This is a genomic window from Maledivibacter halophilus, from assembly GCF_900167445.1.
Classification (GTDB): Bacteria; Bacillota; Clostridia; order Peptostreptococcales; family Caminicellaceae; genus Maledivibacter; species Maledivibacter halophilus.
Window position 1 is genome coordinate 120,855 of sequence record NZ_FUZT01000010.1, and the last position, 17,134, is coordinate 137,988.

Genomic DNA, 17,134 nt, shown 5'->3' on the forward strand with positions numbered 1-17,134 from the left:
TCTATTCATTTGAAACTTAACAACTTATCTATAGTTTATCACATCATTTAACCCAAATTAACAATATTTAAGATTAAAACTACTTTACGGACTTTGGATATTTATCCATATTTTTTATAATGCTATTTTCCATTCTAAATACTGTTGTCTCAATATTTCCTATCTTATAATTTTCTATCCTTTCTATAACAACGAATCCCATTTTATTCCAAAATCGTAATCCTTTTATATTGTCTTTTAGCACCCCTAAATTTATACTATTAACATTATTCATTAATGCCAATTCTTCAAAGCCCTTATAAAATTTTTCTCCTAAGCCTCTATTTCTATAATTTTTTGATATCATCATTTGTCCTATATACCATATATCCTTTTTAGGAAAATCTCTAATTCCTTCTATAATTCCGATTAAAGTATCTTTATTATTATAAACCCCTATAACCATCTTGCTTTCATCCTCTTTCCCTGGAGGTAATTCTTCAAACACTTCCTTAGCTGTATCTAAATTTACTGATTTTATTCCAATGAGCTTATAATAATCTAAACATTCCTCACAAAGCTTCAGTAAATCTTTTAAATTCTCTTCAACCTTCATTTTTTTTACTTTATAACCCTTTACTTCAAATAGAAAATTTTTAATACTATTCATACTAATCTCCTTCTTTCTAGTTCTTAACCCAATAACTGCTGCAATCCTTTGTTCGATTCAAAAAACCATATTCTATAAGATATCTTCTTAAAACTACATAGTCATCCTGTATTTTTTTAAGTATATTGTTTACTTCCTTTTCAGTATATTTCTTATTGCTTATAAATTTTTTAGATATATGACTAAGAACTATAATTTTTCTCTTTTCTTTTCTAGGTAACGATATCAATTTACCATTTCCTTCCTTCTCAAAGTATCTGTTGATTATGCTTTCTCTTTCTTTTTCTGTAATGGCATATCTTTCATCCACCATTGTAGCCCCCTTATGAATATTAATTAAACTCTCATCTTTTCCTTGATTATTTTCAAGTAAACCCATTATGGCTAAAAATACTCTAGCCTGCTTTTCTTTTTCTTTAAGTCTAAAACGATGATTTCTTATTGTAGATGTACTTCCACCACCATTTTTTTCTACAATTTGCCTATCGCTTAATCCTTCATAAAAATATTTTATCATTTCATTTTGAATGTCAGTTAAACCTGTATATTTCTTATTCATATTAATGAGATATTCAAAAACTGAACTATGCTTTTTCTTTATATGATTTTTGACAGCTCTTTCTGCTTCAAATAAAACTTCATTCTGTGGATAAATTATTCCTTTTTCAAATTCTTCTCCACATATTAAACATACATATTTTTCACTTCTAGAAATATATATATATCCCTGTTTAATTTCATCTATTGTGGCATCCCAAAACAATTTATCTATATCCATTCAAACACCTCTATATTTTGTTTTTATTTTTACAAACATTTTATTATAACGTCTTTATTTTGTCAAACTTTTGCCTTGCATAATATTTTCCAATTTTAAAAAACAACTTTAAATTACTATAAATTTCATAAAAAAAGCTTCCCTTTATATCAGGGAAGCTTTTCTATACCTATCTAAATAAATTTTCTAAATCATTCATGAAATTTCTTGCAGGTGTACCTATATTCATGTCTCTTACCATATTCTTTAATCTGGTTATTTTATTTGAATCTACTGTTACAACTACCTTATTAACAGATGGATCAATTTTTCTAATTCTATTGGCACATTCTGTACGAAGTGCTGCAAGATTCTCGTTTGTTCCTTGATCTTTGTCGACACCTACATAAGCTGTTTCTCCATTTCTTACAACAGTAACATCATTAACTCCTTTGATATCCTTACATGAATCTTCCATTCTTTTTACTTCCTGAGAATTTGCTGCGGTCCTAGATGGAATCATCATATTATTTGGTATATTGTCATAGCCTATTCCTCTTCTATTATCACCAGTATCAAAGAAGCCATACATTCTATTGTCTGGAAGATTTCCCTGTCCATAATTATATGGGCTAGTTCTATCATATCCTACATTGTATCTATTATTGTCCATGTAATACCTAGTACCGTATTTTTCTGGTGTAGGTCTTTGTTGTGGTGTACATCCTATGATAAAGGCTGAGACAATAAGCACTAATGACAGGGTAAGAATAAGCATCCTTAACTTATTGTTTTCCACAATAATTCTCCTTTCCAAATTAGTTTCTAAAGCTCTTGCATAGATAAACAACTATTATTTAAATTTTTTAATTTCTGAAGTTGTTTATCTTTAATTTGTAAATGTATAATGCAAAATAGTTTTCTATATTTTATGTTTCAAAATTTTATTTACAAATAGACTTTTTAAAACATAAAATATAGATTTTAAATACATTATACTTAAGTGATACATTTATATTTTTTGTTATTTTACATTCAATTATCTGTTGTACTTTTTTGAATACTTTCTATTATTTTCTAAATTAAAATATAGTGAAACAAATTAAAAGATGAATTTATACATCAAAAAAATCGTAAAAGAATCCATATTTTTATAATTTATAAATTGCTTTTTGAGATTTTTTCACTATAACTGCACAATATTTAACTAAAAACTATTGAAATATTTTATAAAAATTATATAATTACATTAGAATATTCTAATATAATAATTTTAAAAAGGAGGAATTATGTCAAATATACATTTTGATTTAACTTCATCGTTTTTAAAGGCCCTGGCCCATCCTACTCGTCTTAAAATTATAGAACGCTTAAAGGATGAGGATGAATTATGTGTATGTCATATTTATGAAGACCTTGAACTTGAGCAGTCAAATGTATCTCAACATTTAAAGATTTTAAAGGATAATAATATATTGACCAGTAGAAAAGACGGTATTAAAGTTATGTACAGTATAAAGCATAAAGAAGTTTTAGAAATAATTAATCTTGTAAAAAAAGCCCTATACAGTCAACTAAAGGAAGAACAAGAATATTTTCAAATATAATAGGTATTATAATAGGTACTGCACTATCATTTATGATGTCGGTAGTGGCTGTCTATCGCTCCCTGAAATGATTCTATTAAAGCAGGTTATTAAACCCAAGCTAATTGCTATATTTGTTTAATATTATCTTGTAATCCAACAACTAATTTAGGAGGTATTTATATGAATATTAAAATTTTAGGTTCAGGATGTAAGAAATGTAATAAACTATATGAGCTTGTAGAAGAAAGTGTTAAGGAAATTGGTGTAAATGCCGATATTGAAAAGATTACTGATTTTAAGGATATCGTTTCATATGGTGTAATGAAAACCCCTGGCTTAGTTATTGATGGCGTTGTAAAAGCTTCCGGAAGAATTCCATCAAAGGATGAAATTAAGAAGCTTTTAGGTTAATAATATAAATTTCTCATAGTATAAATTAACTATTTTACTGGAATATCTATAGAATAATATCAAGATATCTTGGGAGGTTAATTGATGAAAATTAAAATTTTTGAAAGAACATGTTGAGGTGGAAGTAAAATGGCACCTATCGTTGATAGGGTATTAACTGAATTGAATTTAGATGATGATTTTGAAATTATTGGGGATATTCCTTCAATAGTAAAGGCAGGTATAATGGATCCACCTGCTTTGATGATTAATGATAAGATTAAATTAGTTGGTAAAGTACCTACTTTTGATGAAGTTAAAAAGGCAATAGAGGAAGAAATGTAATTTTTATATTAGAGAAAGGCCGTAGTATATAACCTATGGCCTTTTTGGCAGTCTTTATTTTTATTTTAGTATCTATCCTTAATTTCACGCCAATTTGTAACTTCTTCTCTATGAAGAGCATTTAATAAAATTTCTGCAGTACTTATATTTGTAGCTATAGGTACTGAATGTACATCGCAGAGCCTCATTAGTGCAATTATATCGGGTTCATGGGGCTGAGCTGTAAGGGGATCCCTTAGAAATATAACTAAATCTATTTTATCACACGCAATCTTTGATCCTATTTGCTGGTCTCCTCCTAATGGTCCAGAAAGGAATCTTTCTATATCCAAATTTGTTTCTTCGTTGATAAGTCTTCCTGTTGTACCTGTTGCACAAAGATTATGTTTACTGAGTATATCCTTGTATTTCTTTGTGAAATTAATCATTTGTTTTTTCTTCTTATCATGGGCTATGAGCGCAATATTCAAAATTATCTCCCTTTCATATTTAATTTTATTTAAATATTCTATCAAATATAGATAGATAATGCTAGAATTTAAGATGTTATATCTAAAATTTACATTATCCCAGATTACATAGAATTAGGATCAACATATTATAAATATCTAAAACAGAAAAATATAGCTTAAACTTCTCTATTTTGAAACATTTAAGTTTCCCTTTATAAAAAATCTCCATGGAAAATCCTTGGCTTCCTCTGCATAGTCTATATTTATTCTCTTAGAGATTCCTATATCAAAACATTTATACCCATCATCGGTTATAAATAATTTATCTCCTGTCAAATCATCACCATAATTATCCTTTGTGATATTTAATGCTCTACATAATTTCCCAGGTCCATTGGTTAAATTTTTTATCTGTCTTTTATTGATTTCTTCTAGGGTCTTTCCATACCGATTTAAGGCCATCTGATTTATTCCATTTATTGGCTCCAATGCCCTTATGAGAATTGCCGCTCCTTCTCCCTTTTTCTCTGTTACTACATTCATACAATAATACATTCCATATATAAGGTATACATAAGCATATCCCGGTGGACCAAACATCACTTTGGTTCTCTCAGTACGTCTATTATCATAACAGTGACATGCTTTATCAACGGCTCCCACATAGGCTTCTACTTCAACTATTCTTCCCATAATTTCTACTCCATCTATTCTATGAACCAAAAACTTGCCTAAAAGCTTTTTCGCTATTTTAGTGGTATCTCCTTCATAAAAATTTTTACTTAGTTTATTCACTTCTACCCAGCCCTTCAATTTGTTTTGTTGATATCTTTTAAAATCTTCGAACTTATCCACAAAATTTTATACAATTTAATTTTATTACAATCTTAATCAGTTTTAATAAAAAAACTGATCTTCATAATTAAAAATCAGTTTTTTAAAATTTATTTCAATATTTTTATATTTCCAATCATACTTTTTATTTTTCCTTCTTCCTCTATTGTAAATCCATCCTTTTTATAAATCAATAAATTAATTATTTTTTCATTTACCCTAAATTTATAATAAAACATATAGCCATTGGTAGAATTGTCTCTAACAAGTATACCATATATTTTACCGGTTCCCTCTACGTCTAAGGTCTCTTTTCTCTCAATATGTAGATAGGAATCTTCTCCAAGATCTTTCTCTATACTTTCTTCATTTACAACGGTTTCTTTATCGTCTACTTCATTTATACTAAAAATGCCACCATCTTCATTTTTATAGGAAATAAAATAAAAACCATCCTTAGTTTCTTCCTTGTCCTTTTTATATTCATTTGGTATTTCAATACTCCAGTCCTTGTCCATACTTTCATATGAAAAAACTTCTTTTTTATCACAGCCCAGCATAATCAGCCCTATAACCATAATCATCATAATCGTAAGTATTTTTTTCAATTTAATCCCCCTTGTTAAATTGTTTTAAAATTCATAATATATATTATACTATATATTTTCTTGATTCTGGGAAATAATTTGATTAAATTGGAAAATCTTTTGGTAATAATAAATTAGAGGAGGTGTCATTTTGAGTAATAATATTACATTAATGATCGGCGGAATTCAGGGAGAAGGAATTGTTAGTACTGGAAACATACTTATAAAAACCCTTTCAAGACTCGGTCTTTATACATATGGTTTTAGAAATTTTGCTTCCAGGATAAAGGGTGGCCATACCAATTATATAATAGAAATAAGCAGTGAAAAAGTTCTAGCTAAAGATGATAAAATAGATATTTTAATTGCTTCAGATATGGAAACGGTAGAAAATAATATAAACATCCTCAAAGACAATGGACTCCTTATTCATGATTCTACAATTGATCCCAAGGACTATTTTACTAAGGAAAATTTCCACATTCTATCCTTTCCATTTACTGATATAGCAAAAAAACATGGAAAAGCCATTATGAAAAATACTGCTTTAATTGGTTTTTTGGGAAAGCTTTTGAGGATTCCTATGGAAAATATAGATGAAATAATTAGGGAAACCTATAATAAAAAGGGAAAAGATACGGTACTAAAAAATCTCCTTATCCTTGAAAAAAGCTATAGCTATCCTGTAGACATTGAAAATTTTTCTGACAAATATGGATTAAAAATTACTTCTTCTAAAGAAGCAAGGGCCTCTATGGTTGGAAATGAGGCTGTGGCTCTAGGTGCACTAATGGCCGGATGCAGGCTAATGACTGCATATCCAATTACACCTGCATCTGAAATTATGGAATATCTATCTAAAAAACTTTATAAATATAATGGAAAACTAGTTCAAACTGAAGATGAAATAGCCGCTGTTACCATGGCTATAGGAGGAAGCTATGGCGGGGTACGAAGCATGACGGCAACTTCTGGGCCTGGTATTTCCTTAATGATGGAGGGAATAGGTCTTGCAGGTATGGCCGAAATTCCCCTTGTAATAGTAGACTCCCAAAGAGTTGGCCCAAGTACAGGACTTCCTACCAAGCATGAGCAAAGTGATATAAAAATACTTTATAATGGAAGCCACGGAGAAATACCCTTGATAATTGTTACTCCTTATTCAGTTGAAGAATGCTTTTATAGAACCATAGATGCATTTAATCTAGCTGAAAAATATCAATGTCCAGTATTCATTCTCAGTGATCTTACTCTAGGGTTATCTCGTCAAACCATTGCCCCTTTAGATAAAAATAAAATAATTATTGACAGAGGAAAAATTGTTGATGTAGATAAATTGTCAGAATCCACCTGTGATTTTAGAAGATTTGATTTTACTACAGACAATATTTCTCCAAGAAGTCTTCCTGGAATGGAAAATGGTATCCATAAGGTCACTGGCCTAGAACACTCTGTTATCGGTGTTCCCAACAATAATCCTGAAAACAGAAAAAAGATGATGGACAAACGTCTAAATAAGCTTAAGGAGATGGAGCTTCAAGATAATATTGATCTATTTGGTAATTTAAGTAGTGAGCTATTGGTGCTTTCTATTGGCTCTAATTACGGAATAATTAAAAAAGCTGTTGAAGATTTTGACCTCCCTGTGATCTATGGAATGTTTAAAATGATAAAGCCCTTACCTAAAAAGCAGCTGGAATATTTATTTAATAAATATTCTAAAATTCTCATAGTTGAGAATAACGCAACTAAACAATTATTTTCAATAATTAAGCAAGAATTTTCTAACCATGAAAAACTTTATAGTCTGACTAAATATGATGGCTTACCCTTTAAGATTAGGGAAATAAAGGATAAAGTTGAGGAGTTGATATAAATGAATACAATTGATAAATATAGTAATAATGTAACTCCTACCTGGTGTCCAGGCTGTGGTGATTTTTCAGTTTTGCGTTCTATTAAGGCAGCTGCCATGAAGCTTAATATAGATAACCATGATTTAGCAATTGTTTCCGGTATTGGATGTTCAAGTAGAATTTCAGGATATATTAATGCCTATGGATTTCATAGTATCCACGGAAGATCCCTACCTGTGGCTCAAGGAATAAAGCTTGCAAACCAAGGGCTTACTGTAATTGCCACTGGTGGAGATGGAGACGGCTTTGCCATAGGTACAAATCATACTATTCATGCTATGAGAAGAGATATAGATATAACATATATAGTTATGAATAATCAAGTCTATGGTCTTACAAAGGGGCATACTTCTCCTTTGAGTCAAGAAGGTTTTATAAGTAAAAGTACTCCCCTAGGAGCTTCTGAGCCTCCATTAAAACCAAGTCTTTTAGCCCTTGCTTCTGGAGCTTCCTTTGTGGCTCAAGGCTTTTCTGCACAGCAGGATCAATTAATAGATTTGATAATAAAGGGTATTAATCACAAAGGCTTTTCTTTTATAAATGTTTTTAGTCCATGTGTTACTTTCAATAAATTCAATACATATCAATGGTTTAGAGAAAATCTTATTGATTTAGATAAGGAATCAGGCTATGAGCCAAGTGAATATAAAAAAGCTGTGGATAAATACATTAAAACCAGTGGCTTATTTACAGGACTGCTTTATAAAAAAGATTTTTCACATGTTCAAGATAAATCTAAGGAAGAAACTATTACCCCTATGGTATTTGAAAATTTAGATATAAAAAAGGATTTTGATGAATTAATGAAGGATTTTCTATAATTTATTATATAAATAACCAGCCCCTCTTGATTTAAAATCAAGAGGGGCTGGTTATGACAATTGTATCTTTTGAGAGGAATTTACAAATAATTATTTCAAATGTCTATTTTAATTTTATAGCCATGCTAAAATAATATTATTGAAAATTTAACTTTTGAATTATTGATTTTGAACTAATGTTAAATTATCAGCTCCTGCGCTTAAATCTAGGAAGTAATCACCACTATCTGAATAAGAATATACTTCTATTTTATATGTTCCTGTAGTTGAAGGAGTAAAGTTAATAGTTTCCTGTCTAGTTGACCCAGTTGAAGATGCTAATTGATTTTGATTTGAATCATAAAGATATAGGTCAAAGTCAGGTTCTCCACCCCACCATGAGCCTCCTTGCCAATTAGGCATTATTAATGTTATTGCAATTGGATAACTGGTATCAGTAACAGTAAATTCCCAAACATCTGTTGAACCTTTGTTGGCTAAGCTATCGGAATCATATATGTGATTAGGTAGGTCTATATTATTGCCACTAAATCCGCCAGCTTCTTTAATAGCTTCATATCCATCTAACTTACCAAATCCATAATCTACATCTTGTCCATTTCCTCCCCAGTCCTGAGCAGTAGAAATTAAATTATCTTTTATTTGGGTAGGTGTTAAATTAGAATTGGCATCTAACATTAGAGCAACAGTTCCAGCTGTAAATGGAGTAGCCATACTTGTCCCACTAAATTCTACATAGTTATTTGTACTATTAGCCTCTGGAGCAGTAATTTTGTATCCTGGTGCACTTATATCGGGTTTCATTCTTTCATCAGCAGTTGGTCCTCTACTTGAAAAATCTGTAATATTAAATCCATTTTCTCCTACATCAGCCATCGCTGCCACAGTTATAGCTTTTTCAGCTGCCCCTGGTGAACCTACTGTATATTTAGCTGGTCCAGAATTTCCAGCTGCTACTAATACTGCTATTCCACTGTCAGCAGCTCTATTTACCGCCAATGATGTTGAGTCAGTTCCATCTGAGCTTCCACTTGTTCCTAAACTCATATTAATTATATCTATTCCATACAAATCTTTGTTTGTAATACACCAATCTATCGCAGCAGTTACATCACTCATTGATCCGCTCCCTTGATCATTAAGCACTTTAAGACCGACGAGGGCAGCACCTTCAGCAACACCTTTATAATCTTGATTTCCATCTCCTTCTCCAGCAATTATTCCAGATACATGTGTACCATGACCATGATCATCGTATGGAGAAGATTGATTTCCTACATAATCTTTCCAAGCAATTATCTTTCCTCCATCTAAATCAACATGGTTTCCATCTATTCCAGTATCTATAACTGCCACTACCACGTCATCCTTTGAATAGTTATTTATATTGCCATCTCTGTCTCCGTCTAGATCAAAATCATTTCTTGCCTTTTCCGTACCAAACCAATAATTTGCTGTATCATTAAAGGTTTTAACTTCTTCATCATATTCTATATGCTTTACTATATCAAGTTTTGATAATTCTTCAATTTCTTCCTTATTTAATTTCATTGCTGCAGCAGGAATATTTTTGTATTCATGCTTAACTTTATATTTTCCTAATAAGCTTTTTATATTATTGCTTTTTACTTTATCAGATTTTTCATTAAATACTATTATAACAGGAAGTTCATCTTCTGTTTTCTTCATTTCTTTAGATAAACTTTCGAAAATTTTATCCTTGTTCTTATCAAAAATTTCTTTCATCTCTATTTTTTCAATCTTAACTTTAGGTTTATCTGCTTTAATCTTATCATCACTTGCAAACCCACAGATACTAAGCGAAGCTACCATTGTCAAACACAACATAATTGAAATTGCTTTTTTACCTGAAAATATTTTTCTCATTTTCCTTCCTCCTATTCTTATTTAATATAAAATCTGTAGTGCTCAAAAATCGATATACATGTACATTGGAATCACCTCCCTTTCTTTATTCAAGATTTAGTAAATCGTTATTTTATAATTTTAGTATTTTAAGTAAATTATTATTGGATTTCTATTTACTTTAATTGTAATGGTATTTTTTTACTTTGTCAATATATTTTTTATTTTTTAGTAATTGTTTCCATATGCTTCAATTAATATATATTCGGCTATATCAGTACATCACAAGGTCTTTACACACATACCAAAAATATTTGCTTTCTTTAAAAATAAACAAAAAAAACTGCTGTCAAAATCTAACAGCAGCTTTTAAATATTTTAATTATTACTTTTCTAAAATAATGGTTTCTACTGGGTCAACTGACCAAGGGCGTGGTTCAGCTATATCCGCCATAGCCACTAAGCCTAATGAGGCACTTAAAATCCCAGTAACCAGCATAATAACTAATGCTTTTTTAAATTTCACTATAAGTCCTCCTTCCTTAAGCTATTATTTCTAAACTAAATTTTAATAATTTTTCACTTTTTTCAACATTTTTATTAATATAGTAATGGGCAGCTTGAAAAAATATATCCTTAATCTGATTGATTTTATTATATTTGTAAGCTTTTTCTTTTAAATCTTCTATTAATTTATCCATGGTTTTGTCATTATTGCTAAGCATGTAATTATTCATCAGTTCTTTATAGATATCTATCTGTAAAGATGAATCTTTTATCTTAACATCTTCTTTCGATGCTTTTAGCAAATATTCTTCTGCAAGTTCAAATTCATTTATTTGATTATATAATCTGCCTAAAGATAAGTATAAATTGACTATATAGAAACTATTATTACAAAAAATATTGTTATCTAATCTAATTTTGATACTCTTTTTTAAATTTTCGATGGCTTTTTCTATTTTATTTTGCTTAACATATATTTCACTTAAATTTTTTAATGTCATTGATTTAATTTCCAAATAATTTTTCTTATTTGTGATATCCATAATCTCATCGTATATTTTTTCTGCAACAGTATATTCTTCTTTCTTAAAATAACAGTTTCCTTTAGATAATAAAATGTTCAGATGCTGTTCCTCTGTTAAATGGTCTGCCATTTCATTTTCTAATTTCTTTAATAAAGCCAAAGATTCATCATATTTATTTATTCTTCTATAGGCTAATGAATTATTAAATAATATCTTTTTAACTATTGACATATCTTCAATATTATTTTCCTTTAAGAACATAAATGCATACTTGTTAAGATTTATGGCTTCTTGATAGTTTTTCATCCAAATGACACATTTGGCTAATTCTGAATATATAAAAGCAGTCTTTAAATTGTTTGAAATTCTTATATAATTCTCTAAAGCCTTTAGATAGCTGATATAGCTTTCATCGAATTCTTCTTGTCTATAGTAATATTCACCACATATTTCAAAAATTTTTGCTTTTTTCTCTGTAATATCCCAATCCTTTAGAATTTTTTTTGCTGCAAGTAACTCATTTTCAAATTTTTTATTTTGTTCATTCATATATTTTTTTAATTTTTCTATATATTTCTCTAGCAAAATATTAGCTTGGCTAATTTCATCTAGCATTATATATTCTACATCAATATTAAGGGGAATTTTCTTTTTCTCAGCCCATTCATTCATATTGTCTACAATTATTTTAGCAGTATTTTCCACTAATTTTGTTTTTCCATTTTCTATATAGCTAATTAAATTTCTAGTAATTTTTCCACCAGTTATTTCATATTGCTTAAGTCCTAAATATCCTCGTATTCTTCTGATTTTCTCACCTGGAGGCAGAATAACTTCTTCTAAAAAATACACATACATTCCTCCTCATTTCCTATTATACATAATATATATTGTACGTCATCTACCTCATAGTAACATATATATTGCCGATAAGTAAATAATATTCCAATTCTTTTTTATTTTTGTCAAGTAAATAAAAATATATCATTTACTTTTTACAAGTTTTTATCTGATTCTATCTTGGGTTAATTAATCATATAATCAAACCTAAAATAGGCTCTAAAAAAACAGTAACACCCACCTCTAAAAGTGAGTGTTACTTTACGTAATCCAGAATAAGATATACTATTTGTTATAATTTTCTTATAGCATTTCCTATAAATCAAAATACATTTCATATTCCATTGGATGGGGAATTGTATTGATTTTTGAAAAATCTTCTCTTATTCTCTTTATTTGGTCTTTTATAATACCTAAGTCAAATACTCCACCTTCAAGTAAAAATTCATGGTCTTTTTCTAAAGCAGCAGCTGCTTCTTCTAAGGATTTTGGTAATCCTTTTATTTTTTTCTTTTCTTCCTCAGGCAAGTCAAAAACATTGACATCATAGGGTCCATAGCCTTCTTTTACGGGATCTATCTCGTTTTTTATTCCATCTAGCATAGCCATAAGTAGTGCCGAATAAGCCAAATATGGATTGCAAGTAGCATCTGATGGTCTAAATTCAAATCTCTTGGCATCAGGTTTTTTTGCATATCCCGGTATTCTTACCACTGAGCTTCTATTGGCTGTTGCAAAACAAATACTTACCGGGGCTTCATAGCCAGGGACAAGTCTTTTATATGAATTTGTACTTGGATTGGTAAATGCCATTAGGGAAGGTGAATGTTTAAGTATTCCTCCTATGGCATAAAGAGCTGTTTTACTTAACTGGGAATATCCCTTTTCATCATAGAATATTGCCTCATTATCTTTAAACAATTGAAGATGGACATGCATTCCATTTCCTGCTTCTCCCACAAATGGTTTTGGCATAAAGGTTACTGTTTTATTATGCTTTATAGCTTCATTTTTTATTATGTATTTACTCAGCATGGTTCTATCAGACATTTCAACTAATCCACCAAAGCTAAGCTCTATTTCAAGCTGACCCGGGCCCCCAACTTCAGGATGATGATATTTTACCGGTACTCCATGTTCTTCCATCATTAGCATAATACTGTTTCTTAAGTTAAAATTAATATCTGCCGGTATATCTACATGATATCCCCCTTCATGACCTACTTTAAACCCTAAATTTTTAATATCCCTTTTATTAGTATTCCACTGGGCCTGCTCAGAATCCAGATAAACTTCCATATGGTTTGATGAATTTTCAAATGAAATATGATCTAATATGTAAAATTCAAATTCCGGACCAAATAAAGCTTTATCGGCAATTCCTGTGTCCTTCATATATTTTTCAGCTTTCTGTGCAACATATCTTGGATCACCTTCAAATCTTTTAGTTTCATCTCCTAAAGAATAAATATTGCCTATCATTGTTATAGTTGGAATTTTACTAAATGGGTCTAAAAAAGCACTACTTAAATCAGGCTTGAAAACCATATCTGATTTTTCCACTGTTAAAAAACCATAACTTGATCCGTCGAAGCCTATGCCATCTTCTAAAATTTTCTCAGAAAATCTTGAAGCCGGTATTGTAAGGTGATGCCATCTTCCAGCTAAATCAATTATTTTAAAGTCTACAATCTTGATTTCATGATCAATATAATAATCTCTAAATTCTTTTAAATTCTTAAACATATTAAATCCCCCTATCCCTTGTTTTGAAATCGTTTTCCTCAAGGCTGATTTTAATTGTTTCTTTAGTAGTAGATAGTGCTAAATATGTATAGGTATTCCTAGCCACTCTATTAATCCGGTCTATTAGGTGTTCTAATTTTTTAGTGTTTTTGACTTTAACCTTTATAAGGTAGCAAGTATCTCCCGTTACCTTGTGACACTCTAAAATTTCAGGCATTTCAGATAAAAAATTCTCCATTTCATGTATTGATAAGTCACTAACTGGAACCGATATAAATGCCGTTATATCCATTCCCACCTTATCACCATCTATTACTGCAGTATATCCCTTTATTATCCCCTCCTGCTCTAATTTTTTTATTCTCTCCTTAGTTGCCGTAGTTGAAAGTCCTATTTTCCTACTTAGCTCTGCAGTACTTATCCTTCCATCATCTTGAAGCTCCATAAGTATTAGATAATCATATCTATCCATGGTCCACTTCCTTTCTAATATAATTATATATTAAATTAACTATCTTTTCTATATATCTTAGTTGATTTGAATTATTTTTTAATATAATTTAGTTGTTGTATTTCTATATTTCATTATAAATAGTTCATTGAGGAAATTGCATAACTCTAACTTGGCAAAATTGCATATGCGAATATTATCCTTAATTTAATTATTTAGAATGAAATATATTTCGGTGGTGTATCTTTGTAGATTCTAAAACTACATATAGTAGATAGTTTTTGCTGAAGGTAATTATGCAATTTGCTCAATCAAATTAATTTTTATACATATAAATTGAGTTATAAATTTTTTTGACTATATAATAACAGGAAATACAAATCACCATACTAATGGTATAATAATTAAGTAGAAAAATTAAATTGTAATTATACAATTAGAAAGGAGGAGCTGGATTTTATCAGCTTAAATAATGAGTTTAATTCTTAATATATTTGCCAAGACAACAAGTATTTTACCTAAAAGTACAAGAATAAAACTGACTGAAAAACTAATAGATAAGTTTTTAGATAAATATGCTAAAGTAAAGGTGATAAATGAAGATATTATTACAAGTCGAAGGGGTATGCCAACAATATATATTGGAAATCATCTTAGTAATGCCGATGGAGTTATTTTAAATAAATTGTTAAAAGATAATGATGTGGCTTTTATAGCAGGGGTAAAGTTAAGTAAAAACATTGTCACCAATCTGGTGCTTGAAACTGTAAACACTATACAAATAACTCCCAATACTGCTGATAAGCAGGCTATAAAGCGAGCTATAAATCACTTGAATAATGGAGGCTCATTATTTATTTTCCCCGAAGGTACTAGAAGCAGAACAGGCTCAATGATACCAGCTAAAAAAGGATTTCTTTTAATAGCTAAAATGGCTAAAGCTGATTTGGTTCCCATGGGTATTGAGGGAACTGAAAAATTATTACCTATTAATACTGAAGACATGGGGAAAGAAAGCTTTAATTATTCAGATATTAATATTATTATAGGTAAGCCTTTTAAGCTTCCAGCAAAAACAAAAGAAAATAAAGAAACGTGGACAGAGTTTTCTACTGAATATTCTATGAAAAAGATAGCTGAGCTTTTAAATCCAAAGTATCGGGGAGTGTATAAATAGATAAAAAAAGTAAGGGAGAAACTCCCTTACTGATCTCTATGCTGTACCATATCTATTGTACCCAAAAGTATATGTGCCAGTCCTAATCCCATTATTCCCCATGCAACTTTATCTCTATTGCCACGTGAATTTCGTGACATTAAAGCTCCTGTTGTAGTAACTGCTGTTCCAAGGACAGTTGGTATTAACCCTTCACGGAATCTGTTCATTTAATAATACCTCCTTCAAATTTAAAGGATACTAAAAATAAACAACTTTAATGCTTAATAAATTTGAAGTAAAAAATTCTCAAGCATTTACTATTTGCTTTCAAAATTATTTTGAAACTGAGCGTTGTTTATCCATAGCAATTTGTTTATTTCTATGATAGATTACAATTTTTAGATAAAAAATTATATATCTATACATTATTATAATAAGTAATTTTAAAATAAATATCCCTGTTAAAAAAGAACAAAACAATTTTTAAAATTTAAGGTTTTGTAATGAATTAAAATCTAGGACAAAGAGGTGATTATATGAAATTTATAAATATTTATACAGATGGGGCATGTTCTGGAAATCAAAATAAAGATAATTTTGGTGGATGGGGAGCTATTTTAGAATATGGAGAAAAGAAAAAAGAATTATTTGGTGGAGAAAAAAATACTACTAATAATAAAATGGAGCTTACTGCGGTTTTAATGGCTCTTAAAGCATTGAAAAAGAATAATTTATCTATAAATATTTTTTCCGATAGTTCATATTTTGTAGAATGCTTCACCAAAAAATGGTATGTTAAATGGCAGCAAAATGGATGGCAAACATCTCAGAAAAAGCCTGTTGAAAACAAAGACCTTTGGGAAGAGTTAATATCCTTGATAAATAAACATAATAATGTTAATTTTTACAGGGTTAAAGGTCATATAAGCCTTAGCAATGAAGCTCAAATAAACAAATGGTTCAAAAAATTTATATCATGGAATGGAGATAGCTTTAGCAAAGAAGATTTTCTATACATAACAAAAATGAATATAAGGGCAGATGCTTTGGCCAATATGGGTATAGATGAATCTAGAAATAATAAATAAACCCAGTGAGGTTTATTTATTATTTTCATCTTTTAAGACCTTAATTTAATTTTTCATGTCTATCATTTATATTACTTGCTAATTTATAAAGTCTTCCATGTTTAACCTGCCCAAAGGATAAAGTTAGTGTCAAACCTATTCCCTGCTCTAAGCTTGCCCTATATATATCATAGGCACCATGACAATTATCAATTTTATATCTGCTTTCTAAAAACTCCCTGATATTATCTACTAAAGCATCGCTTATGTATTCTGCCTGCTCATACAGGATTGCTTGATTTTCATCCTCTGAAGAATAATCTAAATCCTCTATTTGACTTCCAAGTAAATCCTCTACATAATCACTATTTAGTATTATATTAAATACCATTATATCCTCACTGATGGAATCACTTACATTCTTAACTTCACCTACACCATCAAAACTCTCAATAATATTTTTAATATCTTCGCTATCAATTTCTATATTATTATTTTGTGACCCAATCGTAATTTTTTTCATTGAAAATCCTCCAATTTCTAGATTGAGATAAATATTTAATATTATGATTGGCAGTAGGTTTTATAATTATTCTTTTTTCAAAATGAAATTAATAGTATAAAATTTTAGTAT

19 protein-coding genes are annotated in these 17,134 nt (G+C 29.5%); 7 read left to right on the forward strand and 12 right to left on the reverse strand.

All coding sequences use genetic code 11. The features are described 5' to 3' along the window. Positions 1 to 79: 79 nt before the first annotated feature. The 3 genes from B5X81_RS18720 to B5X81_RS18730 form a co-directional block, all read right to left on the reverse strand. Entirely contained in the window at positions 80 to 649 is a 570-nt protein-coding gene (locus B5X81_RS18720) for a GNAT family N-acetyltransferase (protein WP_079493912.1), read from the reverse strand. Between the two features lie 16 nt (positions 650 to 665). Beyond that, positions 666 to 1,427, reverse strand: a complete 762-nt coding sequence (locus B5X81_RS18725) for a DUF2087 domain-containing protein (RefSeq protein WP_079493914.1) — start codon at positions 1,425 to 1,427, stop codon at positions 666 to 668. A gap of 169 nt (positions 1,428 to 1,596) precedes the next feature. Continuing rightward, entirely contained in the window at positions 1,597 to 2,205 is a 609-nt protein-coding gene (locus tag B5X81_RS18730) for a YhcN/YlaJ family sporulation lipoprotein (RefSeq protein ID WP_079493915.1), read from the reverse strand. A gap of 490 nt (positions 2,206 to 2,695) precedes the next feature. Between B5X81_RS18730 and B5X81_RS18735 the strand changes: the two genes are divergently transcribed. From B5X81_RS18735 to B5X81_RS18745, 3 genes are all read left to right on the forward strand, one after another. Then, positions 2,696 to 3,013 (forward strand): ArsR/SmtB family transcription factor, encoded by a 318-nt coding sequence (locus B5X81_RS18735; protein ID WP_079493917.1) that lies wholly within the window; start codon positions 2,696 to 2,698, stop codon positions 3,011 to 3,013. Positions 3,014 to 3,175: 162 nt separating this feature from the next. Beyond that, a complete protein-coding gene (locus B5X81_RS18740; RefSeq protein ID WP_079493918.1) occupies positions 3,176 to 3,406 on the forward strand; it encodes a thioredoxin family protein in 231 nt (76 codons plus the stop codon). 129 nt (positions 3,407 to 3,535) lie between these two features. After that, positions 3,536 to 3,730 carry a thioredoxin family protein gene (locus tag B5X81_RS18745; protein ID WP_079493920.1) on the forward strand — a complete coding sequence of 65 codons (195 nt, stop codon included), beginning with the start codon at positions 3,536 to 3,538 and terminating at the stop codon, positions 3,728 to 3,730. 65 nt (positions 3,731 to 3,795) lie between these two features. On the opposite strand, the gene mgsA is transcribed toward B5X81_RS18745, so the two are convergent. From mgsA to B5X81_RS18760, 3 genes are all read right to left on the reverse strand, one after another. After that, positions 3,796 to 4,200, reverse strand: coding sequence for a methylglyoxal synthase (gene mgsA / locus B5X81_RS18750; RefSeq protein WP_079493921.1), 405 nt, complete (start codon positions 4,198 to 4,200; stop codon positions 3,796 to 3,798). 168 nt (positions 4,201 to 4,368) lie between these two features. After that, on the reverse strand, positions 4,369 to 5,037 hold the full coding sequence (locus B5X81_RS18755; RefSeq protein WP_330397413.1) for a DNA-3-methyladenine glycosylase: 669 nt from the start codon (positions 5,035 to 5,037) through the stop codon (positions 4,369 to 4,371). Between the two features lie 89 nt (positions 5,038 to 5,126). Further along, on the reverse strand, positions 5,127 to 5,624 hold the full coding sequence (locus B5X81_RS18760) for a hypothetical protein (protein ID WP_079493924.1): 498 nt from the start codon (positions 5,622 to 5,624) through the stop codon (positions 5,127 to 5,129). Between the two features lie 130 nt (positions 5,625 to 5,754). Between B5X81_RS18760 and B5X81_RS18765 the strand changes: the two genes are divergently transcribed. Together B5X81_RS18765 and B5X81_RS18770 are read left to right on the forward strand one after the other, a co-directional pair. Next, complete coding sequence (locus B5X81_RS18765; protein ID WP_139380392.1) at positions 5,755 to 7,479, forward strand: 2-oxoacid:acceptor oxidoreductase subunit alpha; 1,725 nt, start codon at positions 5,755 to 5,757, stop codon at positions 7,477 to 7,479. Then, on the forward strand, positions 7,480 to 8,340 hold the full coding sequence (locus B5X81_RS18770) for a 2-oxoacid:ferredoxin oxidoreductase subunit beta (protein ID WP_079493926.1): 861 nt from the start codon (positions 7,480 to 7,482) through the stop codon (positions 8,338 to 8,340). A gap of 159 nt (positions 8,341 to 8,499) precedes the next feature. Here the strand turns inward: B5X81_RS18770 and B5X81_RS18775 are convergent, their stop codons facing one another. The 4 genes from B5X81_RS18775 to B5X81_RS18790 all read right to left on the reverse strand — a co-directional run bounded on the left by B5X81_RS18775 (position 8,500) and on the right by B5X81_RS18790 (position 14,295). Beyond that, positions 8,500 to 10,227 (reverse strand): S8 family serine peptidase, encoded by a 1,728-nt coding sequence (locus B5X81_RS18775; RefSeq protein WP_079493927.1) that lies wholly within the window; start codon positions 10,225 to 10,227, stop codon positions 8,500 to 8,502. A gap of 521 nt (positions 10,228 to 10,748) precedes the next feature. Continuing rightward, positions 10,749 to 12,089 carry a tetratricopeptide repeat protein gene (locus B5X81_RS18780; RefSeq protein WP_170917496.1) on the reverse strand — a complete coding sequence of 447 codons (1,341 nt, stop codon included), beginning with the start codon at positions 12,087 to 12,089 and terminating at the stop codon, positions 10,749 to 10,751. Positions 12,090 to 12,392: 303 nt separating this feature from the next. Then, entirely contained in the window at positions 12,393 to 13,823 is a 1,431-nt protein-coding gene (glnA, locus tag B5X81_RS18785; protein ID WP_079493930.1) for a type I glutamate--ammonia ligase, read from the reverse strand. Between the two features lies 1 nt (position 13,824). After that, entirely contained in the window at positions 13,825 to 14,295 is a 471-nt protein-coding gene (locus B5X81_RS18790) for an Lrp/AsnC family transcriptional regulator (protein ID WP_079493932.1), read from the reverse strand. Between the two features lie 451 nt (positions 14,296 to 14,746). Between B5X81_RS18790 and B5X81_RS18795 the strand changes: the two genes are divergently transcribed. Beyond that, positions 14,747 to 15,451, forward strand: coding sequence for a lysophospholipid acyltransferase family protein (locus tag B5X81_RS18795; protein ID WP_079493933.1), 705 nt, complete (start codon positions 14,747 to 14,749; stop codon positions 15,449 to 15,451). Between the two features lie 26 nt (positions 15,452 to 15,477). Here the strand turns inward: B5X81_RS18795 and B5X81_RS18800 are convergent, their stop codons facing one another. Then, on the reverse strand, positions 15,478 to 15,660 hold the full coding sequence (locus B5X81_RS18800; RefSeq protein WP_079493935.1) for an asparagine synthase: 183 nt from the start codon (positions 15,658 to 15,660) through the stop codon (positions 15,478 to 15,480). Positions 15,661 to 15,969: 309 nt separating this feature from the next. On the opposite strand from B5X81_RS18800, the gene B5X81_RS18805 reads away from it, so the two are divergent. Further along, entirely contained in the window at positions 15,970 to 16,521 is a 552-nt protein-coding gene (locus B5X81_RS18805) for an RNase H family protein (protein WP_079493936.1), read from the forward strand. Positions 16,522 to 16,561: 40 nt separating this feature from the next. On the opposite strand, the gene B5X81_RS18810 is transcribed toward B5X81_RS18805, so the two are convergent. Next, positions 16,562 to 17,023, reverse strand: a complete 462-nt coding sequence (locus B5X81_RS18810) for a hypothetical protein (RefSeq protein WP_079493938.1) — start codon at positions 17,021 to 17,023, stop codon at positions 16,562 to 16,564. Positions 17,024 to 17,134 lie beyond the last annotated feature (111 nt).

Coding starts and splice junctions, on each gene's coding strand:
- B5X81_RS18800 (WP_079493935.1), bottom strand. CDS start 15,660: ATGAACAGATTCCGTGAAGGGTTAATACCAACTGTCCTTGGAACAGCA.
- B5X81_RS18740 (WP_079493918.1), top strand. CDS start 3,176: ATGAATATTAAAATTTTAGGTTCAGGATGTAAGAAATGTAATAAACTA.
- glnA (WP_079493930.1), bottom strand. CDS start 13,823: ATGTTTAAGAATTTAAAAGAATTTAGAGATTATTATATTGATCATGAA.
- B5X81_RS18745 (WP_079493920.1), top strand. CDS start 3,536: ATGGCACCTATCGTTGATAGGGTATTAACTGAATTGAATTTAGATGAT.
- B5X81_RS18805 (WP_079493936.1), top strand. CDS start 15,970: ATGAAATTTATAAATATTTATACAGATGGGGCATGTTCTGGAAATCAA.
- B5X81_RS18770 (WP_079493926.1), top strand. CDS start 7,480: ATGAATACAATTGATAAATATAGTAATAATGTAACTCCTACCTGGTGT.
- B5X81_RS18720 (WP_079493912.1), bottom strand. CDS start 649: ATGAATAGTATTAAAAATTTTCTATTTGAAGTAAAGGGTTATAAAGTA.
- B5X81_RS18790 (WP_079493932.1), bottom strand. CDS start 14,295: ATGGATAGATATGATTATCTAATACTTATGGAGCTTCAAGATGATGGA.
- B5X81_RS18795 (WP_079493933.1), top strand. CDS start 14,747: ATGAGTTTAATTCTTAATATATTTGCCAAGACAACAAGTATTTTACCT.
- B5X81_RS18810 (WP_079493938.1), bottom strand. CDS start 17,023: ATGAAAAAAATTACGATTGGGTCACAAAATAATAATATAGAAATTGAT.
- B5X81_RS18725 (WP_079493914.1), bottom strand. CDS start 1,427: ATGGATATAGATAAATTGTTTTGGGATGCCACAATAGATGAAATTAAA.
- B5X81_RS18735 (WP_079493917.1), top strand. CDS start 2,696: ATGTCAAATATACATTTTGATTTAACTTCATCGTTTTTAAAGGCCCTG.
- B5X81_RS18775 (WP_079493927.1), bottom strand. CDS start 10,227: ATGAGAAAAATATTTTCAGGTAAAAAAGCAATTTCAATTATGTTGTGT.